Origin of the sequence: Lysinibacillus sp. A4 (genome assembly GCF_024919535.1) — a bacterium.
GTDB classification, from domain to species: domain Bacteria; phylum Bacillota; class Bacilli; order Bacillales_A; family Planococcaceae; genus Lysinibacillus; species Lysinibacillus capsici.
In genome coordinates this window covers 53,813-77,886 of the sequence record NZ_JANWTB010000013.1, presented here as the reverse complement: position 1 = coordinate 77,886, position 24,074 = coordinate 53,813, and the positions used below count along the sequence as shown (strand labels likewise).

Genomic DNA, 24,074 nt, shown 5'->3' with positions numbered 1-24,074 from the left:
TTCCCCATCTAGTGCACACTAAAGGTTTAGTAGTTCTAGCCAAAATTGGTTTTCATAGAAAAAAGCATCTTAATAGGTAAGATGCCTTAGATATCGATTATTTAGATGTATTTGATAAATGCCTTATATCCTGGGAATCCCTGAATTACGTAAGTCATACGAGAAGATTGATGTTGTGCCACATTTTGCTTCCGAGGCTTCGCTGATGATTGTTGCTTTAGGATTTCCTCAAATGATTTGGGATTTGGCTCTGGCAATTCTGCTGAAGAGATGTTTAAAGCATCACTCCCACTATAAATCTGTAAAAATGAGTTAGCCATTTGTCGATAGCCTTCAATATTTGGATGAACATCGGCACTATTTGGTAAGTAGTTGGTTGCATTCAAACCAAAGGCATCATAGACATTTATATAAGCTGCGCCAGCTTGCTCTGCTTGTTGTTGTAAAATTGCATTTAATCTAACTAGCTGGGCGTTTGTTCCTTCTTTTTGCGTCGGATGAACTGTTGGATAAGCAAAATAATACCCTATGACATAGATTTTTGCTTTAGGCGCACGTTCTTCTAATTCATCCAAAATCGATAGCATATTTTTTCTAGCCAAATTTAAAGCGTAATCTGTCTGAAGCTGTGAAAAAGCTAAGGTCCCTGCATTTGGGTTTACCTGGACAAGACGTAATAAATCATTAGCCCCTGCCGAAATTGTAATAAGTGTCGCATTTGCTAATAAATTTTGCGCTTCCTCAGATCGTATTCGTTCTAATACATCTGCCGTAGTAAAGCCAGGAAAAGCAAGTTCTTTTGTATAAAATGATAATTGACCAATCGAACTTAATTTCATGGCAATCAAATCACTATACCCTACATCAATTTCTTTGTAGGGTGTTTGACCCGCTGCTAAGGAATCGCCAATAGCCACATAGGTTTCTGTTTGAGCGAAAGCAGATGAAACCCAAATTGTCATGAATAATATTGTCATACCTAGCAAGCTACATAACCGTTTCATCTGCTTCCCTCTTTTCTTGACTAAAATTAAAAAGCCCAGCTACCCTTGCGGAAAATTGGCTCAACCGTACCGTCTGGTAAAATACCATCAATGTCCATTTCACCACTGCCAATCATGAAGTCTTCGTGTGTCACAGAAATATTCGCACCCAATGCTTCAAGTTGACCATTTTCTAGGTCTCTACCGCCCTCTAAGCAAGTCGGATATGCCTCACCAATAGCTAAATGGTTTGAAGCATTTTCATCAAACAGCGTATTGAAATATAAAATCTCCGACGCTGAAATGGGTGATTCGTGAGGGACAAGTGCTACTTCACCTAAATAGCTTGAGCCTTCATCTACTTGAATAAGCTCTTGTAATAAATCATGTCCTACTTCGGCCTCTGCCTTAATAATTTTGCCCTCTTCAAATGTTAATTTAAAGCCATCGATGATATTGCCCTGATAGACTAATGGCTTCGTATTACGAACATAACCGTTTACACCTTGTTTCAATGGAAGTGTATAAACTTCTTCTGTTGGCATATTGGCCACAAAGACATTATCTTCTGGTGTTTTACTACCACCAGTTAGCCATTTATGTTGTGGTGCTAAAGCGATTGTTAAATCTGTACCAGGAGCTGTATAGTGAAGCTTTGCATACTTTTTATTATTTAAAAGCTGTGCACGAGATTCTAAATTAGCTACATGCTGACGCCAATTATCAACTGCATTGCCTTCTCCAATATGAACCGTTTTAAAGATTGCTTCCCATAATGCAGGTACTTGTTGCTCCTCTGTTAATCGTGGGAAAACCTTTGCTGCCCATTTAGCTGAAGGAACAGCTACGATGGACCAAGCAATTAAATCCTTCATGACTGCATTGCGATAGTTTTTTAATGCTGCCCCTGATACTTTTTGATGTGTTGCTAGTCTGTCCGCAGGAATTCCTGTTAGCTTATCAGGATCTGCTGCATCAATCCATAATAGAGCTCCTTTACGTTCAATCAGTTCATCACGCATTTTCACAACCCATTCAGGGAAGCGATTAAATTCCTCATCGGAAGCATGCTCAAAATAAGCACGATCCAATTCATCATCGGAAAAGTTTACATGAACACGACCTGCCCCAGCCTTATAAGCCTCTTTTACAACTAAACGGGCAAAATCTAAAGCATCCACAGATGTATTGACTAATAAGTACTGACCTGGTTGGATGTTCACACCCACTTTTACTGCAAGCTCTGCATATGCCTGTAATTTCTCTTCAAATGTCATACTATTTCCCTCGCTTCTGTCCAATTGTTTTAGAATTACCTTCAATCAGCTCGCCATCATGCCATATTTTTTGCACAGGCTTGCCTGGAATTTCCCTTGTCCATTTTTTATAGGTTTTTTCATCACGATAAGATAATAAGGTTAATACTTCCCCATCTGCTCCAGCACGCCCAGTACGACCAGAACGATGCAAATACTGTTCAATTGTTCGTGGGACATCAACATGAATAACATGTGTTAAACCAGCAATATCTAAACCACGAGCTGCAATATCTGTTGCAATTAAAATACGTGCATCTCCTTTACGGAATGCATCTAACGCTTTTTTACGTTCTTCTTTCTTCATATCAGAATGGAGCGTGACAATCGGTGCTGAACGGTATTGTAGTTTTGTTTCCTTCATTAATAATTGATCGATATTATTAACAAAAGCCAACGCTCTTAAACCCTCTGTATGCGAAAGTCGGCGCAGGAAATCCGTTTTATCACGTTCTTCTACCTTCACAAAAGAATGGACAACTTTACCAACCTTTAACATGTCCTCAGGCTTAATTTTAAAACGCAGTGGCTCAAACATCATACGACTTGCCACTAATTCAATTTCCTCTGTAATCGTAGCCGATACAACAACAACTTGTCGGCCATAGGCAGAACCTTCGATAAAGGATTTGATAACAACACGGTATTCCCGACTTAGTAATTGATCACATTCATCTAAAATAACTGTTTCGACTTCTTTAAGTTTTAATTTTCCTGCTCGTGCTAATTCGTTTAAACGACCAGGTGTGCCAACAACAATCGTTGGCTTTTTCTTCAACTTTTCAATTTGACGAGCAGAATTGGCACCACCAATCAGCTGTTGAACAGTAATGTCTGTTCCAGCTGTCCACTCACGAATTACTTCTACGATTTGCATAGCGAGCTCTTGCGAGGGAGCGACGATCAGTCCTTGTGTTTGCTTTTTTGCCCCATTCACTTTATTTAATAATGGTAAGACATATGCCAACGTTTTACCTGATCCTGTTGGTGATTCCGCTACAATATCTTTGCCTTCAAGCATAGCTGGTATCATTTCATCTTGAATTTTCATGGGTGTTTCAAAGTTCCATTTTGCTTGTAGTTCTTCTTTTAATAAATTAATGACTGACATGTTATTTCCCACCTTCTATCTACTTGACACTAGTTTAACACACTCCGTAGGTTCCTACTTTATATGTACGAAGCAATTATTTAATCGTTTCAATAAAACATTGCTTCCTTTCATAAAAAATCTGCTTCACTCAACACGGAAAAGTAAGCCTGTCCACAACTCTTTCAAGAATTGTAGCTTACCCGTGAAAAGCAAGCAGATTCTTTTCAATTAATCCACTAATTCATAACCACATGCTAAAATGGCACATTCAGCTAAAACGATTAATGAATCAATATAAATGTCACTTAGCTTCAAATCTCTGTTTACAACTGAAAGCTCAGTACAACCTAATACAATTCGATCACAATTTAATGCTAGCATCGCCTCTTCTATCGGTTGCCAATCTTCTAGCGTAACATCCTTCCCAGCCTTGACGTAATCATAAATAATCGACATCACATAGGATCTCATTTCATTATCTGGAACAACTGGTGTAATACCAAACTCCTCAAGTGCCTCCTGATACATCTGTGATGTTAACGTGCCTGTTGTTGCTAAAATACCTACTCGCTTTGCTCCTAAATCAGCAGCACGCTTCGCTGTTTCACGAATCATATGCAAGACAGGTATAGGAGAACCATCTTCAATTTCTTGATAAAAAGTGTGTGCCGTATTACATGGGATAGCTATTACGTCTGCTCCTACCGAAGCTAGTTTTTTTGCATCCTCAATAATGACTGGAACTGGATTCTCCTTTGAATTATCTAAAATAAAAGCCGTACGGTCAGGAATATTTGTATCATTATCAATAATGGTATGTAAATGATCCTGATCTTTTTGTGCCTTCGTACGTCTTACAATCATTTCTCCTATAAACATTGTTGCGAGTGGACCAACGCCACCAATAATACCTAAAGTGTGTTTTTTCATGTGTTAGACAGACCCTTGTTATTAAAATATTTCTTATAGCTACGATAAAAGCTTAAATTATCAAGCGTAACATTCAACCAACGTTTTGCATTCATATCCTTATAATTAAAAATAGAATCTGTAGCCATACCTTGACGAATTAAACTTTTCGCTTCCATTACTAGTTGTTCATTTTGAACATATTTGAACAATACACCATTCGGTACGATTGTCCAAAGATGCTTGTTCTTCACATATGTTAGTTGTTGTTTACTTCCTCGAACATAATCGTTCGCTACATACTGCATTAAATTAAAGCCACTGGCCGTCACATAATAATTGGAAAGTTCATTATGTAATTCAATACTCAACAATTTATATTGACCATCACGATCATCATATTTCATATCAAATGTGGCAAAGCCTTGGAATTGTATCGCTTCAAGGAATAGCTTAACATTATCCATTAATTCCTGATGATAGGTTGTCATAATCGCTACATAACGTCCTATCCCTTCTGGAGAATGCTCTTCTAAAATAGGGTTTCCTACGGCAAGAAGTTTTGCCTTCCCATCTTGTCCTATATATGCATTAACAACACGCATGTTAGCGTCTTCACCTGGTATATATTGTTGAATCATCAGATCATCACGATAAGCTGATTCTTTATAGATAGCACGTAGTATACTGTCCTTTTCGTCCTTATCATATGCAATATATACTTTTTTCTTACCAGGAAAAATACAAGTAGCATATTTTGTCATATTCATGGGCTTAATGACAACTGGATAATCAAAAGGCATGTTGTAGTCTTCATAATCATTCACCGTGCATACATGTGTAGCAGGGTATTGAAAACCAAATTGTGCACATAGCTCATACATGCTTTCACGAGTTAAAAGTTGATGCGCAAGTGTGGCGTCTACATAAGGAACTAGAAAATCCTCTGCTAACTCCTCTTTGTGTTCTACGATTCTTTTGACATAAAATTCATCACAGGCTAATAGCAGTAATTTTTTGTCTTGGAACTCCTCCGCAATGGCTTTTAGGGCGGTCACAAACCTTTCTTCGATATGAAGTCGCGGTATCTCACGAAAAGTCCATAAATCACTTTGTTGAATTTTTTCCATGTTCGTATGGTTTAGTGCCAGTGGCTTCACACCATAGGCTTCATAAAATGCTCTAGCCATGCCATAAGCATTCATTTCATCTCCAAGTAAAACAGGTAAAAAAACGTGCTCAATGGCCATTCTACTCAACTCACTTTTACTTTTTTATTAGTGTAACATACTAATGATTTATAGCTTATTTATGAACAGCTACAGCTTGTTTGCCTAATTCCTGATAACTTTTGAAAAATTGATCGACATTGTAAGTAACATACCCTTTTAAAGGATCCATTACGACTACCTTATCACCTAAATGTCCAGTTAAGACGACTGCATGTAAGTTCATAAAAGCATCATGCGGAGTCGTTTCCCCTGTATAAATCCAGCCTCTTTCTGCTTTTCGTTTAGGCTTTGATAAATCTAGCGTTACCCATGTCACAACAGGAATACCTTCACGCACAAGCTGTAAAATATCATCCTGCGAGGCGTTACTCATATTTTTGACATGTAGGTTAGCTTGTTTATCGGTAATAACTGCCTCAGCCGCTTTGACAATTGGAGCAGCAAAAACATACATGCCACGAGCTTTATCACGAGGATTACCTGCAAAAGCTTCATTGGGATTTGGTCCAAAACGTTGATTGCCTACTGTTCGTATTTCTTGCTTTGGTAAGTATTTGTCAGTCATTTCGAGTTTTGACACATTCATCCCAAAATAATTTAATACGGCTGTAAGTGAAGTAATTTCACAGCCATGTGGCAGCTCAGGGTTTTGCATGACAACAGGGACATCTAACTCCTGATCGTCTCTTAAAAAGTGTGTTTGTAATCGATAATAGGGCTTTGTTGTATCGTAAGTGAAATTCTCGATTGTTGTATACCCATTATTTGTCGTACTATTTTCAAGTGTTGTTGCCGCAATTGCATATTCTCTCCCTGCCTTTAGCTTCGAAAATATAGCCTCTCCCTCTTCTGAACCAATCGCTTCTTCCACTACATCACCTGTTTGTACATCTGTAACCGTAAGGAAGAGATTTGGAATAGGTGCCCCGCTATTAAATTCTACTGTTAAAACCGTTAATTGATTTTTTTGTTCAGCATCTTGCTGAGAAAATGGCTGACAGCCTGAAAGTAACATAATAATCAAAATGCCAATAAGTAAAAGGCGTTTATACCCCGTCCACAAGACAAATTCCGCTCCTATTCTAAGGCGAAGAGCAGCCCCTTCGCCATTCTGTTATTCAATTTGTCGTAGACTCTATTATACGATACTTTCATAGCCGTTCCTATTTTATCTTGATTTAGTAACTATTTTTTGTACTAATAGCGAGTTACACCCAAGACGTAAACCCCAAAAATCTGGATAGCAATTATGCCAAAGGATAATGGAACTGTCTTAAATCGTTGTCACTTTCGGCCGTAATGTATGCTTTAGGACCTTCCCAGAGGCATTTCGTGGCAATTCTATTAAAAATTCAATTTCATAAGGTACTTTGTATTTGGCAAGTCGTGTTTGACAATAGGATAGTATCGAATTTTCATCAAGAGACTTTCCCTCCTTTAACACCACAAATGCTTTTGGTACTTCTCCATATACTTCATGTGGCAATCCAATCACTGCAGCTTCTAAAATTTCTGGCATTTGATATAGAACTTCTTCTATTTCGATTGGGTAAATATTTTCTCCACCACGAATAATCATATCTTTTTTTCGATCTACAATATATAAATAGCCTTCCTCATCAAAGCGACCTAAATCGCCTGAGTACAGCCAGCCATCCCTAATCGCTCTTGCTGTTTCCTCTGAATTGCGCAAATAGCCCTTCATTACTTGTGGCCCTCTTACGCAAATTTCGCCCACCTCTCCAGCTGGTACGACCTTTCCTTCACTATCAACTACACAAACCTCTGTCTGTGCTAATGGTTTTCCCACTGAGCCAATTTTCGTCAATGCATCTGTATCTAGCAGAGAGGTAGCTGCAGGTGAATTTTCAGTTTGACCATAAAGATTTTGAACCTTTACATTTGGAAATGCTTCTTTCACTTGCTTTACCAGCTCATAAGGCATCGGGGCAGCCCCGTAACATAATAAACGTAAATGATTAAAGCTATGTTCCTTGAATCCTGGAGTATTTAATATGATCGTATACATAGATGGAACACCAAAGAAAATTGTTGCCTCAGTCGCTACAATTTGAGCTAACGTTTTAGTTGGTGAAAATGCTTCTTCAATGACCACTGTTCCCCCACGATAAAACATAGGCATAGCAAATACGTGAAGACCTGCACAATGAAACAAAGGCGTACAAATAAACATTTTGTCTTTGCTAGACATTTTCATAGAAGACGACCAAATATCTGCTGTAGCCACGATATTCTGATGCGTTAGCATGACGCCTTTCGGTTTACCTGTTGTTCCTGATGTATACATGACCACTGCCGTATCGTCAGCCTCTAATTGCACAATTTTTCTAACACGATTATCATATTCAATTATGTTTTTCATTTCGTGAAATCCGATTGTATGTTGGAATGAATAGGAGACGTCCTCTAATATCTCTGTTAATCTTTCATCAAAAATTAAGCCCCTTGCTTGTGAATGATTAAAAATAAAATCAACCTCAGGAGCAGCTAATTTAGTGTTAATAGGCATTACAATAAATCCAGCTAATTGGACGCCTAAATAAGCGATTAAAAATAAATCTGAATTGAGCGTATATAGGGCAATCACATCATTTTTTTCAAAATCTTGTTCCTGCAAGTAAGCCGCAAATCTTTCTACACGTTGGTAAAAATCATGATAGCTTAATGCCTTTCCATCATACAGTGTTGCAATTGCATTTGGTTGCTGCCCTGCGTAGTCTTCAAGAATATCTGTCATAAACTTCGTCATTATAAGCCCTCCATACATTCATTTTATTATTACTGAATAAACAAGAATGGGAAACTATTAAAATTCTTAAAATTCTGAAAATTACGATTATATTTTATCAGGCAATGTATTTCTTGGCAATTTTTCCACACATTCAAAATATGTAGCTGAAGTAACGAAATATTCTTAGACATTTTACTTTTCTAGCAATTTCTATTGGGTGTATGATACTTGTACCATTATTATTAGGAAAGGCCGGGTTTAAATGCTTTATGCACTTTTAGGAGATTTACATTCTAATATAGAAGACACTAAAGCTGTTCTAGCTCATATTCAACAAACAGCAGAGGAAGCAAAAATCATTGGGTTAGGGGATTTATATGAATGCACTGTTAGTAAGAAAAAGGCACAAACCATATCTGGCTTACCTTTGCAAAAGGCGGCCATAGTAGAAAGTGAATTTGAAAAACTGCTAACCTTCCCCTCTATTCGAGGCAATCAAGAAGAACGTATTACTCAGGTCACTGGCATTGAACGTTTTAAAGCTTTACCTGAGACAATAGAGATTGATGGAGCCACGCTTATGCACGGACATCAATTTAAGTGGAATGTAAGCTGGCAACCGACTTTCCCATCCTTTCAAAAACCATTATTTTTCTTTGGGCATAGTCACGAATCAGGTCTTTATCATCAACAAAAAAAGCTGCCGATTCGTATTCGCTACGGGCAACCAATTGCGTTACAAGACAAACAATATGGTGTGAATGTAGGCTCTGTTATCAATCACCGTGAATGGTGTCTTTATGATAGCCAAAAGCGTACAGTGACATTTATGTGTGTTCCACCTATTAATCTATAAAAGAGCAAGCTAGTATGTAGACTAGCTTGCTTTCCAATTTTTAATGAATATATTGCTTTTTCCCGCTCAATAAAATTTCCTTTAACTCTTTTAACTTTTCAATTACAGCATACGATTCATCCGTAATTTCTTTTAGGTATTTTTCAGCGCCCGTTTTATTGCCTACATTGTATTCACGCACTGCTTTTTTTGCTATATCATGCACGTAAATAAATGGTTGTTCTAACTCTGCGTAGACACGCTCATCACCTAACAGTTTCTTTCCTGTGCCGTAATACCACTCGCCAAGGCGTGATTCTTTTGGAGACCCTACATCCTGCTCCGTCATCGTTTCAAAGCCTAGTAGCAAATTGTAGATTTTCCATCTCCACAATAGATGGTCGGTAATAGCTAATTCAATAATATCCTCTTGGCTAATAATAAAGTTTTTAGAAATTGTTGTGGATCGGTATCCATCAATCATTTTACTTAACTTATAAATGGCAGAGCCCATATCAAAAACGATTACCTTACTTTTTTGCATGCTTTCTGTAATAGTATGGTTACGTTCAGAAATAGTAGTAGCAGATTGTGCCTGAACCTTTGTTGTTGTAGCTATTTCCTCAAAGCGCGCCCCCTGCTGCTGTAAGTTTTTATTTAGCTCAGCTAGCGTCTGTGATATATATAAGGTATCTGTAACACCTTGATGTAAATCTTGGGAAAATTGAGTCGTCAATGAACTAATATTATGGGTAATATGAAGTAGCTCCTGTATATCTGTATGTATAGATTTGACAGATGTACTTGTATCATCAGCAAGTTTCCGAACTTCCTCTGCAACAACCGCAAAACCTTTTCCTGCTTCTCCAGCACGAGCGGCCTCTATTGATGCATTTAAAGCCAGCAAATTTGTTTGATCTGCTATTTTTTTAATTAATTCCATTAATTTCGCTACACTATTTACACGTTCAACTAAACGCCTAATATCTTCCTGCATTGATTTATGGCCTTCATCGGTTGTCTGTAAAATAGATGATACTTGTTGTAATGATTCCAAATCCTGATTTAATTTTTTAAAGGCATACTTTGTTTGCTCTGAAATATCACCAACTGATGTGGCAATTTCTTCAATACTTTCGTCTAACTCATGCATTAATTGATCTGCTGCTACAATTTCCTGTTGTTGAATCTCCTGAAATTCAATCAGTTCCTTAATGGTATCTAACTGTGTATTATAAGTAATTATTTCACCTAATCCATTTACTACGGATCCTGCTTGAATTTCAATATAGGTCTCTAAAATAATTTGTTGATCAATTGTTACTAAGCTATCGTAAGACAATAAAACATCCAGCATTTTTTCTTCATCACGAGATAGTTCTTTGACAATAAGCGGAATGATTAATTGATTAATCAGTGTATAGGCAGAAATCATCCAATTCGGTAGTACACCAATTCTTGCATGAACATACGCAATTTTACGACGCTTAAAGACATAATCTAAATCTAATTCATCATCAAATAAGCTAATAAAATGTGTATCAAACAATCCTTTTAAACGCTCTACTGTCGAATGTGTATTGATGACATGATTAAACTCTGGAATTTCCAGTAGACGAGCATAAAAATTATCGAGTATATGCTGTCGATTATTCTCGTAAATTTTACGTAAAAACCCTACAGATTCTCTTCTAATTCTAGATAAAGCAAGGAAATCCAATTTTTCTTTAAAACGTTCATTTGTTTCGATGTCTGAATTTTTCGTAGCCGAAAAATAATCATAACTTTGATTAATCTTCTTCCTTTTGAACATAGCTCCCACTCCTAGTTGTATTCAAGTAAAATATAATTACCAATATTTTAAAGCCAATTATAGATTTCTCTTCATTACCTTCAACTAATAAAACATATATATTTTACCAACAATAGAATGACAAAAATAGATTCTCATTTAATTCTTTACACTTTATTATTTTTTCGTCCACTTTATTGACAATTTCTTATTTTCTTAGTTAAACACTGTCTTTACGCAGAAAAAGCGCTAAAATCCCAATTGATTTAGCGCCTTCTTCCCATATAAACTTCTCGTTAGTGCTAGCACTCACAATCGCAATTTTGTAAGCTATCCAGTAGCTTTTCCATGGCTTCTAGTTGCTCACACAGCGTTTGAATCATGCAACGTAGGATTGGAATTAACTCTTGACAGATGCAGAATCTAAGCACATTTTGTGCCAGTCGTATACCACCCTGATGATGGACGATCATTTCCCGAAGATAATTGATATTAATGCTATTAGAGACTGGTGGAGCACACATTGCATTGAACATAGCTTCTGTAATTTCTTTGTAAGCACACATATACTCGTATAATTCATACTCTGAATTTTGTACGACACAACATCGATTTTGTATCGCTTCAAGACTCTCAACCATTTCTGTATGTGTGCGAATGATTTCTAATGCGAGATTTTGCACAGGTATATTCGTTGTATAACGTAAAACATTTTCAGACATTTGGATTGCTGCAACTTGATGAGGGATGATTTGCTTAATAAAATTTTCTGAGATACTACAAGTAATGGTAACATAGGTCATACCCTGCATCATTTTTTTGAGGATTCGCTGATATTCCTCTAAATATGCCTTTGTCACATTACTGAGTTCAATTGGTTTAGCCATTAGACACACTCCTTTCAGAGTAATGTATGCCTGCTAGGTTGTTGTGCGATAGACAATTGTACCAATTGCTCAATTTTTACCAATCTTTATCATCGTAGAAAACTATACTTGCTCTTTCTTATATGTATCTATGCATGTTGAACAAATGCATAGATTTGGCTCTCTTTGAACTGAAGTTAACAGGGTTTCTGGTATGCTAACTGTCATACACCAGCACTCTTTTTCACCTCTTGCCACGCCACAATGGTTTTCGCCTCCGCATAATGGACATTTCATTTCTCCAGTTGTCATGCTTTTACAACTCCTTTATTTTTCACCATTGTAAAATAAAAAGGGAAGAGCGCTCAATACCTTGCTCCTCCCAAAACTTTTACTGTTGATGCCTGTGTATATCTTGTTTTACTTCTTCAATGTCAGTGTCGCTATAAATAGACGTTCCACGTCCACCACTTTTTGCTAACAGGGCCTTCACTTCATTATAGGATAATCCTGCATCTGCATTTTTTTGCTTCACTTCGTTAATATTTGTACCTGCAGATGTAAACTGGATGTCTTTTTCACGATTCATCATTTTTACCTCCTATAATTCATCTGGCTGCATTTCAATTAATTCGTCGCCTTCTCTTTTTACACGCTTATTGAGTTCCTCTATTGGAATGGCATCTACAGTTTGCATATCCTCATGCAGATCGAAAAGACTAATCGTATCTGATTCAACCATATCAGGCTTGTCCTTACTATTTAAATTCATGAACATTTTCTTTTCATGTGGTATTTTTTCGATGTCCATTCTGTCACACTCCTTTACCTTTAATGTGTGTAATGCTGAACAGATTATGTGTCTTTCTCTTTCGCACTTTTATCTATTCGATGATACTCAGCTATTTGAATAACTCGTACATGTTTTGTGTGCAGTTCATGGTATATTCCCCTACTATCCGTAAAGGAGATATATTGATCGCGTTCATTTTTCACTAATTTTTCTGCCTCTTGTTGCGATTCAATAAAAATGAATCTTCGAACATAATGTACCTCATCAAAAAAATACGTAATTTTAAATTCCTTCATCTTTATGCCCCTTAATCCTGCAATGTCACCGTTTATTCTGTCCAGAAACTGAAAAACTTTGCATTCCTAACATTACCTAAAACATCTGAAGCATATAGTAGAGCAATAAATCTTTGCATTGGAGTGAATAATAATTGATTCATACTGTCAAAGCTGGTGAAACCCTTGCTCAAATTTCTCAAGATTACCGTACACCTTTGGCATCCATTATCGCTGCTAATCCAGGAATTCAGCCTGACCATCTTTTCATGGGTCAACAAATTATCATCCCCGGCTTGCCCGACCCTGAAGCAATTCCTTATCGTATCGAGATATCCACCAATAATCGCTGGCTCCGTTTATATAAAAACAATATCCTTCAAAAACAATACCCAATTGCAGTCGGACGCATGCTTCACGAAACACCTGTAGGTAGTTTTATTATCATCAATAAAGCGCCAAACCCTGGCGGTCCTTTTGGCACGATGTGGATGAGTCTTTCTAAAGAACATTACGGAATTCATGGCACAAATGATCCTAGCTCGATTGGGCATGCTGTTTCACATGGGTGTATCCGCATGCAAAATCGAGATGTTGAAGAGCTAGCCAGTATTGTGCCAATAGGTACAGAGGTAGTGATTCATCCCTAACTAAAAAGGCTATCTAGTCAGTTTAGATAGCCTTTAGATTTAATTATCTTGTTCTCTAGCCTGTGCAAGCTTTGTTAAATAGTATTGCTCTTCACGCCACATATGATCCGCCATCGGAGCTGTAAATGTACCTAGCACCTCTGCACTTAGCTCCATTTCTTCTAATTCTCTTAAGAATGTTTTAAATAATGTCATTTCTAGCTCAACATCTTTATTAAATCGTTTTAAAGCTGGAAAGGAATCGATATTCGTACGTAAATAGCCTGTTAATTCTACGGCCTTTAAGTAAAATTGTTCAAAGTGTTGAGCAAACTCATGACTCTTTTGCTTCAAACGCTTCTCAACACCATCTAAATCATCATTAATAATGCCTGCATGTCCAGAGGCATCTAAAAGCCAAACTAAATGATGATGAAGTTCATGGAAAATCGGTGGTGCTTCTCCTTTTTTCAAGTAATTCAGCACATTTTGGTATTCCTCTAATTCGTTGACCATATGGTTGACAAACGTAGGCGTTAAATGAATCCCAATATCCCCCAATAGTTGGTGTCTAAGTAGATGAAGCTTGAATTGTTTAAATTGCTCAACATTGTCGTCCACGGACACTGAAAAAGATACAGCATTTGAATCATCGAGCGAAGGTATATACGCAAGTAGCTGCGAGAATTGATAAATATACGTATGGGCATTTTGAATAGCATCCTTTTCTGAGGAATAGAGAGCGTCATGAATAAATTGAGCATGATTTTGCATAATTTCTAGCCAAAATCTATGCTCAAAAATAGCATGTTGCACAAAATTAGACAAAGGTTTACCTCCTCTTAACTTGATTTTAGAGAAATAACTAAAAAATTTACTCGGAGCTGTCTTTGATTTTGTTGTCTCTCCATTCTATTCTTTGCGTTATACAATTAGTCGTATATTTCGTATAGGATGAAATGCTAAAAGCTATACTACCTATGGCAAAAGCATTTAGAAGGCTTTATTTAAAACTATAGGAGGGAATACGTTGTCAACAAGTAAACAGCTATTATCCATATTCGCCCTAGGTGGGATAAATGAAATTGGTAAAAATATGTATGTAGTACAATATGCAGATGACATAATTATTATTGATTGCGGAGCAAAATTTCCTGATGAAACACTGCTTGGAATTGATTTAATCATTCCAGATATTACGTATTTACTTGATAATAAGGAGAAAATTAAGGCATTAATTGTCACGCATGGTCATGAGGATCATATTGGTGGTATTCCTTACTTACTAAAAAAATTAAATGTCCCTGTGTATGCTACCCGATTCACGCTTGGACTTATTGAATTAAAGCTGAAGGAACATAAACTTTTAAGAGGAACCGATTTAATTGAAATTCATGCAGACTCAGCTCTACATTTAGGACAAATCGATGTTAGTTTCTTTAGAACCAATCATAGTATACCCGATTGTTTAGGAATCGTTTTAGCCACACCAGAAGGAAACGTTGTCCATACTGGAGATTTTAAATTTGACCTAACGCCTGTTAACAACCAATTTGCTGATATTCATAAAATGGCTGAAATCGGTTCAAATGGTGTGCTAGTTCTTATCTCGGAAAGTACAAATGCAGAAAGACCAGGTTTGACACCTTCAGAGCAACTTGTAGGGCATCATATTGAGGAAGCCTTTTTACATGCTGAGCGAAAAGTAATCATCTCTACCTTTGCTTCAAATGTTAATCGTATTCAACAAATCGTACATGCAGCAATTGCCACCAATAGGAAGCTAGCTTTAGTAGGGCGTAGCATGGTCAATGTCGTTGATGTTGCAATTGAACGAGGTTATTTATTTGTACCAGAAGATCTGTTAATTGATGCACGAGAGGTCAAATACCTCCCACCAGAAGAGGTGGTGGTCCTCTGCACAGGTAGCCAAGGCGAGCCTCTAGCTGCACTTGCAAGAATAGCAAATGGTAATCATCGTGAAATTAAAGTTTTACCAGACGATACAGTCATTCTTGCCGCTTCACCAATCCCTGGTAATGAAAAGGGCGTTTCTCGCATTGTGGACAATTTGTTTCAGCTTGGTGCTAAGGTTATTTATGGTTCTTCCAGTCATACAGGTATGCATGTATCAGGACATGGTCATCAAGAGGACTTGAAACTTATGCTGACGTTTATGAAGCCTAAATTCTTCATCCCTATTCATGGTGAGTACCGTATGTTACATCAACATCGTTTATTAGCAGAATCTATTGGCGTTCAAAAGGGACATACATTTATTATGAAAAATGGGGATGTTGTTGATATTGAAGATTCAAAGGCAAGGCAAACACGGAAAATTCCAGCTGGGGATACCTATGTAGATGGGATTGGCATTGGTGAGGTCGAAGGAATTGTCCTCCGTGATCGCAAGCAACTTTCAGAAGATGGAATGCTTGTTATTGTATTGACACTCAATAAAGCTGACGGTGGTTTTATTTCAGAACCCGATACCATTTCACGTGGTTTTGTTTATGCTAAAGATTTCGAGGCACTGTTAACTAAAGTCAATGTGCTTTCCAAAGAAATCGTCAATGAGCTTCAAGAAGAGGGCAGACAGCAAATACATGTCCTTCGCCGAGAAATTAAAAGAGCTGTTGGACAATATTTATTTACCCAAACAAAACGTAAGCCCATGATTTTACCAATTATTATTGAAATTTAACAAGTCGGTGCAAGGATTGCTCAATCCATTTGCACCGACTTATGTTAATTGCTCAGCATTTGAAAGGAGGAATCATTTAAGAAATCTCCATTATAAATCTTATGTAACATATCCGCATATAAAGATTGGAGCTGGTCAAAGCTATGATGTAAGTTTTTTGAATGCTGATTTACTTGTTTTGACACATTATCGAAATACTGTGGAAGTTTTTCTACCGCTGTGACTAAAGAATCTTTATTCATTAATAGATGTTGAATAGCGTTTAATAGTTGAGCTGCTCTATGCTGTATATCAAGAGGAGGTAATTCAATTATTAAACGAAGGATATGACGCTTCTCTTTATTTAATTGATACCATTTAAAAAAGTGAAATAAATAGTCACTAACAACAATGGATTCATTTGGAATAATGGCAATGATATCATGACCGATGCACACAGCTTTTTTACATTGATAAATAATGGTTTCCTTTACATTTAATTTGTTGAGAAGAATGCTTTTTGCAGGTACTAGTGACAAATTTAATGAATCAACCGTGTGATCAATCTTTGGCACTTGACTAGCATCATCATCTACCATTAATTTCAAGAGTGTTGCTTTGGTGATAAAAGGAGTACCTTCCCTAGTAAAATATTGATCGTTCACAATTAAATGACCAATTTGGACTTTTGCTATTTCTTCTAAAAAAAACTGCTTCACCATGTATGAACCCTCCAATCCTCTGTCCCAATTAATACCCTGAATTCAATCTTCATTAACGCATGCCTAGTTATTTATTTAGGTCATTTGTCTGGATAAAAGTATTACTCTAAAGATTGTACCATTTTAATGAAACTTTTTCTCTATTATACCACTATAATAGTATAGTCATTTCCATTGTTTTTCACTAGCTTTTAACATAGAGGTGAATCATATGTCAGATTTTTTAAAGCTAGTAGGTGAACAACTTCGGATTATTCGATTATCTAAAGGACTTAGCCAAGAAGAAGTGGCTGAAAGAACAGGGAAGTTGGGTTTCAGTAAAGGAAGAGTTTCCAATATTGAGCATGGACAATCTAATATTACCTTAAGTACTTTGGAAACAATCATGAAGGCATTAGACATTACCCCTGAGGAGCTATTTAATTTTCAAAAATTATCTGGCGTTACTGATATTGAGGAGAAAAACCTCATGCTAGACATTCATCGCTCATTATTAAGAGAACGAAATTTAGACGAGGTAAAATATGTAGTTCGTATAACGAAGGATTTTTTAGATACGATTGATTCTCAATCAAAGAAAAACAGCTCTAACGGTCAATGACCATTGGAGCTGCTTCTTTATTTCAACGTAACTTTTTAGAAGCTACATACCAAACTTTTGACGATAGCCGCATTTTCTACATAGTTCTTCCACAGCTTCTCTTCTTGAGAAGCCTTCAACAATCTTATTGGCACGCTCTCCTTCTACAATGTCGGAGAAGGATTTTTCATGTACATTCCCTAAATTAATGACACCTTCACCATCCAAACAGCAAGGTACAACGGTACCATCCACCAATATAGCTGCTTGACTACGCAGAGCATGACAAAAGCCCTTGCCTTCATCCTCTGGCTCTAGGAGACTTGGCCATCTAAACTCATGATCTTGATTTAAATACACATGCGGGGCAATTTTTACCCCTTTACCAGGTTCTACTTTTTCTTCTATACGATAATCAAGATGATACTCATTTTCTAATATTTCTAAAGTCTCGCGGTTGCGACGAGCTGCAACATCTGAAACATGATCCTGTTGTAGATTCCATAAACGATAGGAAATAATCGTATTGTATTCCCTAGAATCTCGCACAAAATCCAAAATATCTCCTAAATATTTTTCACGATTTTCGGAGCCTTCATGCCCATCAAAGCTATGCAACGAGAAATTAATTTGACGTAATGCTGGCTTTCCTAATATTTTCTCGCGATTCTTTTTGATTAGCGTACCATTCGTTGTAATATTGACTTTGAATCCTTTTGCATGGGCAGCATCTAATAGCTGATCAATTCTTGGATGTAGTAATGGCTCTCCTTTCACATGCAAATAAATATATTTTGTATGTGGACGAATTTCATCTAATATTTTATTAAATTGTTCGACTTTAATAAGCCCCTTTGCACGCGCTGTAGGTGGACAAAAACTGCATGCTAAATTACAAACGCTTGTAATTTCTATATAAACCTTTTTAAATGTTCTCAATGTTGCTTCTCCGTTCCCATTCACTAAATAATCAAATCTCATTCATTTTAACAAATTTATTGGATAGATAGCAAAAATCGTTGAGCTTCCCTCTGGCCACTCCTACCTTTTCTCTAGGTAACATGGCTACACGTACAGGTGGGTTCAAGAAGCGCTAATATCTTAATAGTAATAGGAATGGAAGGGAGGAAAAACGATGTCTAGTTTTAATTCTAAAAAATTTTATGGACCTGACGAACCTGAGCAGGAATCCTCTAACAAGCAAGGGAAAAATCATATAACAATAAATTTTACATTCAATATAGGAAATACTGATTTTCACTTTGAGCAGCGTGCAGAAGGCGGAGGCCAAATCAATCATGATGTAGGCACAAATGCCAACCAAGGTGGACAAAACGCTAGTAACGGTAGTCATACACGCAACGTCAATTCACAGTTTGCTGACGGTAATGGAAGAAGCGGTATTGCTGGTAATCATAATGACGAGGCTGGTGGGCAACAAGGCATTAAAGTACGAGATAGTCTTGTCATTGATAGTGATATTCATTCATCCTCTAACCATAGTGAAAGTAATGAAGAGACTGATGTATTAACTGAAGAAGGCGAGTAGATTGGTTTCAAAAAGATCATATCAGTCGCAAAAAAAGTCCTTTTGGCAAGAACAGGCTCTGTGCTCTGCCACAGGAAAGCTAGTAGCTTGCAACCGATTGTTGACCTTTTCTAAAAACTACTATTAATGGTTTTGTTTTTCAATGCGATGAAAAAACTTCTATCTGCTTGATGGTACCCTCAACAGATAGAAGTTTTTTTATTATACATTGCGTTTATAATTTTTTGTGCCGTCATATGAATAGAGCATCGGCTTTTTATCCACATAGGTTTCTAAATGAACAGGACGTCCCCATAGCTGGTAAATATAAGGTAATACATTTTCTAAATAGTGTGGATCTAACTCCATCCCTTCATAGCCATGAACTAAATATAGCTCGCCATTCCGCAAATAATCACCATTTTTCACCACAATATATGGGAAGCCGCCGTTTACACGCATGGATACGAGTTGATCGCGAACCATCTCGTGATCCTTATCCGTTATACGGTATTCATTCCCTTTCTTTTGGAACAAGTACAAATCTTCACGCTTCGCTAAATCCTTTGTTAAATAGTTTCGAATAAAGGAAATATCTGATTCTACCTCTCTTACCTCAAAAATCTTTTCACGTCCCGTATTTGGCAAAACACCTAACCGTTTCATTTCCTCAGTAGGATTATTATAGCGATTTTCAATATCCTCGAAAATTTTAATCCCAAGATAATATGGATTAATCGATGTTTTGGAGGGCTGCACAACCCCCGCATTTAATTTGGCATATTCGATAGTTTCAGCAGTAGTTAACTTTAGCTCCCGCATGATTCGTTGATGCCAGAAGGAGGCCCAGCCCTCGTTCATTATTTTAGTTTCTAATTGAGGCCAAAAATAAAGCATTTCCTCTCGCATCATTGTTAATATATCTCGTTGCCAGTCTTCCAATTCACGGCTATGTTCCTCTAAGAATAACAACAGATCTTTTTCTGGCTGAGGAGGAAATTGCTTTAATCTGCGTCGAATTGGTTTATAAACTTTTTCTTTTTCTTCTATACTCCATAAATCATCATACGGTGATTTTGTTGGTGGTTTTTCCTCCTCAAGCTCATCCTCTTCACTCCAGGATAGCTTCGGTCTTAAAATTGATGGATCAATATGTTCTTGAATAGCTAAAACAGCATCTAAAAACTGCTCCACCTCATCCTTGCCATACTCTCTCTCATAGCCAGCTATTCGCTCCGCAGTTGCGGTCATACTTTCTACCATATCTCTTCTTGTATTAGAAAAACGTATATTATTTTTGAAGAAATCGCAGTGTGCTAGAACATGGGCAATAATCAATTTATTTTGGGTTAAAGTATTGGTATCCAGTAAAAATGCATAGCAAGGATTTGAATTAATGACAAGCTCATAAATCTGACTAAGTCCTAAATCATATTGAAGCTTCATTTTATGAAATTGTTTGCCAAAGCTCCAATGGGAAAAGCGCGTGGGCATACCGTAGGCGCCAAATGTATAAATAATATCTGCTGGACAAATTTCATAACGCATTGGATAAAAATCTAAGCCAAAGCTTGAGGCAATTTCGGTAATTTCATCTATTGCACGATGAAGCTCTTTTGTGTCCATTTTACGCCCCCTCCTTTGAACGTGGTGCTGAGGATACTTCCATGTTACTCTTCACTTTTCTTGAAAAAGCTCTTTAAAGCGTCATACACATCGCCTTTTTTTCTCAAAATATGGTATCTGAATTTAGGATCATCAATTTTTTTATACGTATACATAAGCGTTGAGAATCGGTTATGCTGATTCACCTCACCATAGCCAAACATGCTGGATACATCCATTAACTCTCCTACTAGCTTCAAGCACTTTTCATTGTCCATCGATATATTTTCACCATCTGAAAAATGGACAGGATAAATATTGTAGCGAGACGGATGATATTTATCCTGAATTAATTCCAATGCCTTTTTATAAGCTGAAGAACAAATGGTTCCACCACTTTCGCCCTTTGTAAAAAACTCCTCTTCTGTGACAACCTTTGCCTCAGTATGATGAGCAATAAATTCAATTTCTACTGTTTCATATTTTGACCGTAAAAACTTCGTCATCCAAAAGAAGAAGCTTCTCGCACAATATTTTTCAAATGCTCCCATTGAGCCACTTGTATCCATCATGGCGAGCACTACGGCTTTGGATTCTGGTTTCTCCACTTCATCCCATGTTTTAAAACGTAAATCGTCATTGTGGATTGGCGTTATTTCTGCTTTCCCATGCATCGCATTGCGCTTTAATGCATTCAAAATGGTACGCTTTTTATCGACATTACCCATGAGTCCTTTTTTTCGAATATCATTAAACTCTATTTTTTCTGTTTTAATATCTGCCTTTTCTTTTTGCTGTAAATTAGGTAACTCTAGTTCATGAAATAAAACATTTTGAATTTCCTCAATACTGACTTCCGCTTCATAATAATCTTGGCCAGGCTTGTCACCTGCTTCTTTACCTTTACCGGGAGCCTGATTGGCCTTACTGCCATCGCGCGCTACTACATCTCCAACACTACTATCCCCTTGTCCCTGCCCTACATGCTTAGAGTTATCATAGTTATATCGAATTTTATATTCATCAAGTGACCGAATTGGTATCTTAATAACCTCGCGACCATTGGACATCACAATACTTTCTTCGCTAACTAAATCAGGTAAATTATTTTTAATTGCATCTTTCACTTTTTCCATATGGCGTTGTTGGTCTTGGTGCCCTTTACGATGGAGGGACCAATTTTCCTGAGAAATGACAAAGCGTTTATTTTTGTGTTCAGTCATTTTTATCCTCACCCATCTATCAAATTCGCTTTTTCTATACTATGCTTGAGAGCCAAATTTTTGAACTTTTTTCATAAAATCAATTGTAAATCTATCAATCACGCCTCAATGCGTCCAGATTTTTTCCGATTATGCTCGAAAGTTTCTCTTCAAAGTCTCGGACATCCTCTGGGGCTTTTTGTTGATAAATCTCTCCTCCTGATAATAAAAGGAGTGCCCTAAAAATGGGACACTCCTATCTGACTTGGAACAATGAACATCAAGTTATCGATTGAGCAAACTTCCTACATACTGTAACAACTCATTTGCTGATGTTGTATTATAGCCATGTTCATCAACAAGCCTTGCCACAACCTCATTAATCTTCTTCAGCTGCGATTCATCTGGCATCTTAGAAGAAGTAGTAATTTTCACGACATCTTTCAAATCTGCAAATAATTTCTTCTGAATGGCTTCTCGCAATCTTTCATGAGAATTGTAATCAAAACGTTTACCTTTTCGTGCATAGGCTGAAATTCGAATGAGAATCTCTTCACGGAATGCCTTTTTAGCATTTTCTGAAATGCCAATTTGCTCCTCAATCGAGCGCATTAATTTTTCATCTGGGTTCATTTCTTCCCCAGTAAGTGGATCATAAATTTTATTTTTATTACAAAATGCCTCTACATTATCGAGGTAGTTGTTCATCAATGTTTTTGCCGATTCCTCATAGGAGTACACAAAAGCCTTTTGTACTTCGTTTTTAGCAATTTCATCATATTCTCTACGAGCAACCGCAATATAATTCATGTATTTTTCACGATCCTCTTGAGAAATAGATGCATGCTGATCTAGCCCATCCTTCAATGCTCGTAAAACGTCTAAGGCATTTATAGATGGTATCTCTTTGCGGATAATAGCGGAAGAAATACGGTTAATAATATAGCGTGGATCAATACCGTTCATGCCTTCATTCGGGAACTCTTTCTTCAGCTCCTCTAAGTCAACGGAATTAAATCCCTCCACATTTTCTCCGTCGTACAAGCGCATTTTTTTAATTAGATCCACACCTTGTTTTTTCGGAACTTCCAATCGAGTAAGAACCGAAAAGATTGCTGCGGCCTTTAAAGCATGCGGTGCAATATGGACATGGGACATATCGCTCTCTTTTATCATCTTTTCATAAATATGCTCTTCCTGACTAACTTTGAGGTTGTAGGGAATTGGCATAACGATAATTCGAGAATGTAATGCCTCATTCTTTTTGTTCGAAATAAATGAACGATACTCTGTTTCATTTGTATGGGCAACGATTAACTCATCTGCACTAATTAAAGCAAATCTTCCTGCTTTGAAATTTCCTTCCTGTGTTAGCGATAATAAATTCCATAAGAATTTTTCATCTAGTTTTAGCATCTCCTGGAATTCCATCATTCCTCTATTGGCCTTATTCAGCTCCCCATCAAAGCGGTAAGCACGAGGATCCGACTCTGAGCCAAATTCACCTATTGTAGAAAAATCAATACTTCCTGTTAAATCTGCAATATCCTGTGATTTAGGGTCTGATGGAGTAAATGTCCCAATGCCCACACGTTTATCTTCTGAAAAAGTAATACGTTCAATCATTACATTTTCAATGCGTCCATCGTATTCCTTTTCAAGACGCATTGTATTTAAAGGCGATAAACTTCCTTCAATTCTAATCCCATATTCCTCAAAGAACTCATTACGCAAATGATGTGGAATTAAATGGAGCGGATCTTCATGCATTGGACATCCCTTAATTGCGTAAACTGCACCTTCATCTGTTCGCGAATATTGCTCTAAGCCGCGTTTTAGTAAGGTAACGATAGTTGATTTACCACCACTAACTGGTCCCATTAATAATAAAATACGTTTTCTAACATCTAACCTGCGTGCTGCTGGATGGAAATATTCCTCCACCAGTCTTTCAATTGCTGTTTCAAGCCCAAAAATTTCTTGTCCGAAAAATTTGTACATTTTTTGCCCATCGCGTTCCTCTACACCAGAACTTTTTATCATATTGTAGACGCGTGAATGGGCTGTTTGAGCAACTTCAGGTCTTTCCCTAATGATGTTTAAATAATCTGCAAATGTCCCTTCCCACTTCAGCCTGTTTTCTTCTTCGCGATAGTTTTTCACTTTATCTAAAATGTTAATAGCCTTCCCTCCATTCAGGGCTTGATTTATAACATAGTATGAAGTTAATGGCATGATGATACCATTACTTTTTCTTTGATGAAGTTTCTTCTTATTAT

The 24,074-nt window shown here is 37.0% G+C and carries 24 protein-coding genes; 5 read left to right on the top strand and 19 right to left on the bottom strand.

Features of this window, described 5'->3' with window-relative positions; translation table 11 throughout:
* Positions 1-101: 101 nt before the first annotated feature.
* The 7 genes from NY607_RS21020 to NY607_RS20990 form a co-directional block, all read right to left on the bottom strand.
* A complete protein-coding gene (locus NY607_RS21020; protein ID WP_131521953.1) occupies positions 102-1,004 on the bottom strand; it encodes an SGNH/GDSL hydrolase family protein in 903 nt (300 codons plus the stop codon).
* Between the two features lie 26 nt (positions 1,005-1,030).
* Positions 1,031-2,260 (bottom strand): aminopeptidase, encoded by a 1,230-nt coding sequence (locus tag NY607_RS21015; protein WP_131521954.1) that lies wholly within the window; start codon positions 2,258-2,260, stop codon positions 1,031-1,033.
* 1 nt (position 2,261) lies between these two features.
* Positions 2,262-3,410: a DEAD/DEAH box helicase gene (locus tag NY607_RS21010; protein ID WP_004225614.1), complete on the bottom strand. Its 1,149-nt coding sequence runs from the start codon at positions 3,408-3,410 to the stop codon at positions 2,262-2,264.
* Between the two features lie 210 nt (positions 3,411-3,620).
* Positions 3,621-4,322, bottom strand: coding sequence for a cysteate racemase (gene cuyB / locus NY607_RS21005; RefSeq protein ID WP_131521955.1), 702 nt, complete (start codon positions 4,320-4,322; stop codon positions 3,621-3,623).
* The gene (locus NY607_RS21000; RefSeq protein WP_131521956.1) at positions 4,319-5,551 is read right to left on the bottom strand and encodes a carboxylate--amine ligase; all 1,233 of its coding nucleotides are present in this window, start codon (positions 5,549-5,551) and stop codon (positions 4,319-4,321) included. Before NY607_RS21000 ends, cuyB begins: the two co-directional genes overlap by 4 nt.
* Positions 5,552-5,606: 55 nt before the next feature.
* A complete protein-coding gene (locus NY607_RS20995; protein WP_131521957.1) occupies positions 5,607-6,596 on the bottom strand; it encodes a C39 family peptidase in 990 nt (329 codons plus the stop codon).
* Positions 6,597-6,806: 210 nt separating this feature from the next.
* Positions 6,807-8,303 (bottom strand): class I adenylate-forming enzyme family protein, encoded by a 1,497-nt coding sequence (locus NY607_RS20990; protein WP_131521958.1) that lies wholly within the window; start codon positions 8,301-8,303, stop codon positions 6,807-6,809.
* 244 nt (positions 8,304-8,547) lie between these two features.
* Between NY607_RS20990 and NY607_RS20985 the strand changes: the two genes are divergently transcribed.
* The gene (locus NY607_RS20985) at positions 8,548-9,141 is read left to right on the top strand and encodes a metallophosphoesterase family protein (protein WP_131521959.1); all 594 of its coding nucleotides are present in this window, start codon (positions 8,548-8,550) and stop codon (positions 9,139-9,141) included.
* 40 nt (positions 9,142-9,181) lie between these two features.
* Here NY607_RS20985 and NY607_RS20980 read toward each other — a convergent pair whose 3' ends face one another.
* The 6 genes from NY607_RS20980 to NY607_RS20955 form a co-directional block, all read right to left on the bottom strand.
* A complete protein-coding gene (locus tag NY607_RS20980) occupies positions 9,182-10,933 on the bottom strand; it encodes a methyl-accepting chemotaxis protein (protein ID WP_237898734.1) in 1,752 nt (583 codons plus the stop codon).
* 281 nt (positions 10,934-11,214) lie between these two features.
* Positions 11,215-11,799 carry a DUF305 domain-containing protein gene (locus NY607_RS20975; RefSeq protein ID WP_004225628.1) on the bottom strand — a complete coding sequence of 195 codons (585 nt, stop codon included), beginning with the start codon at positions 11,797-11,799 and terminating at the stop codon, positions 11,215-11,217.
* Positions 11,800-11,901: 102 nt separating this feature from the next.
* Positions 11,902-12,075: a cysteine-rich CWC family protein gene (locus NY607_RS20970; RefSeq protein WP_227744981.1), complete on the bottom strand. Its 174-nt coding sequence runs from the start codon at positions 12,073-12,075 to the stop codon at positions 11,902-11,904.
* Positions 12,076-12,169: 94 nt separating this feature from the next.
* Positions 12,170-12,367: a gamma-type small acid-soluble spore protein gene (locus NY607_RS20965; protein ID WP_131521962.1), complete on the bottom strand. Its 198-nt coding sequence runs from the start codon at positions 12,365-12,367 to the stop codon at positions 12,170-12,172.
* A gap of 12 nt (positions 12,368-12,379) precedes the next feature.
* Entirely contained in the window at positions 12,380-12,589 is a 210-nt protein-coding gene (locus NY607_RS20960) for a hypothetical protein (protein ID WP_004225632.1), read from the bottom strand.
* Between the two features lie 44 nt (positions 12,590-12,633).
* Positions 12,634-12,867 carry a hypothetical protein gene (locus tag NY607_RS20955; protein WP_016993469.1) on the bottom strand — a complete coding sequence of 78 codons (234 nt, stop codon included), beginning with the start codon at positions 12,865-12,867 and terminating at the stop codon, positions 12,634-12,636.
* A gap of 134 nt (positions 12,868-13,001) precedes the next feature.
* Here NY607_RS20955 and NY607_RS20950 point away from each other — a divergent pair, with 134 nt between their 5' ends.
* Entirely contained in the window at positions 13,002-13,496 is a 495-nt protein-coding gene (locus NY607_RS20950) for a L,D-transpeptidase family protein (protein ID WP_131521963.1), read from the top strand.
* A 39-nt stretch (positions 13,497-13,535) separates the two neighbouring features.
* On the opposite strand, the gene NY607_RS20945 is transcribed toward NY607_RS20950, so the two are convergent.
* Complete coding sequence (locus NY607_RS20945) at positions 13,536-14,303, bottom strand: DUF2935 domain-containing protein (RefSeq protein WP_131521964.1); 768 nt, start codon at positions 14,301-14,303, stop codon at positions 13,536-13,538.
* Positions 14,304-14,505: 202 nt separating this feature from the next.
* On the opposite strand from NY607_RS20945, the gene NY607_RS20940 reads away from it, so the two are divergent.
* Positions 14,506-16,179 carry a ribonuclease J gene (locus tag NY607_RS20940; RefSeq protein WP_131521965.1) on the top strand — a complete coding sequence of 558 codons (1,674 nt, stop codon included), beginning with the start codon at positions 14,506-14,508 and terminating at the stop codon, positions 16,177-16,179.
* A 44-nt stretch (positions 16,180-16,223) separates the two neighbouring features.
* Here the strand turns inward: NY607_RS20940 and NY607_RS20935 are convergent, their stop codons facing one another.
* Complete coding sequence (locus NY607_RS20935) at positions 16,224-16,880, bottom strand: restriction endonuclease subunit S domain-containing protein (protein WP_131521966.1); 657 nt, start codon at positions 16,878-16,880, stop codon at positions 16,224-16,226.
* 211 nt (positions 16,881-17,091) lie between these two features.
* Between NY607_RS20935 and NY607_RS20930 the strand changes: the two genes are divergently transcribed.
* A complete protein-coding gene (locus NY607_RS20930; protein ID WP_004225641.1) occupies positions 17,092-17,481 on the top strand; it encodes a helix-turn-helix domain-containing protein in 390 nt (129 codons plus the stop codon).
* Positions 17,482-17,523: 42 nt separating this feature from the next.
* On the opposite strand, the gene NY607_RS20925 is transcribed toward NY607_RS20930, so the two are convergent.
* The gene (locus NY607_RS20925) at positions 17,524-18,399 is read right to left on the bottom strand and encodes a radical SAM/SPASM domain-containing protein (protein WP_131521967.1); all 876 of its coding nucleotides are present in this window, start codon (positions 18,397-18,399) and stop codon (positions 17,524-17,526) included.
* 196 nt (positions 18,400-18,595) lie between these two features.
* On the opposite strand from NY607_RS20925, the gene NY607_RS20920 reads away from it, so the two are divergent.
* Positions 18,596-19,009: a hypothetical protein gene (locus tag NY607_RS20920; protein ID WP_131521968.1), complete on the top strand. Its 414-nt coding sequence runs from the start codon at positions 18,596-18,598 to the stop codon at positions 19,007-19,009.
* A gap of 201 nt (positions 19,010-19,210) precedes the next feature.
* On the opposite strand, the gene NY607_RS20915 is transcribed toward NY607_RS20920, so the two are convergent.
* The 3 genes from NY607_RS20915 to NY607_RS20905 form a co-directional block, all read right to left on the bottom strand.
* Complete coding sequence (locus NY607_RS20915) at positions 19,211-20,614, bottom strand: SpoVR family protein (protein WP_131521969.1); 1,404 nt, start codon at positions 20,612-20,614, stop codon at positions 19,211-19,213.
* A gap of 44 nt (positions 20,615-20,658) precedes the next feature.
* Positions 20,659-21,816, bottom strand: a complete 1,158-nt coding sequence (gene yhbH, locus NY607_RS20910; protein WP_131521970.1) for a sporulation protein YhbH — start codon at positions 21,814-21,816, stop codon at positions 20,659-20,661.
* Between the two features lie 264 nt (positions 21,817-22,080).
* Positions 22,081-23,976, bottom strand: a complete 1,896-nt coding sequence (locus tag NY607_RS20905) for a PrkA family serine protein kinase (protein ID WP_066038234.1) — start codon at positions 23,974-23,976, stop codon at positions 22,081-22,083.
* Positions 23,977-24,074: the final 98 nt, after the last annotated feature.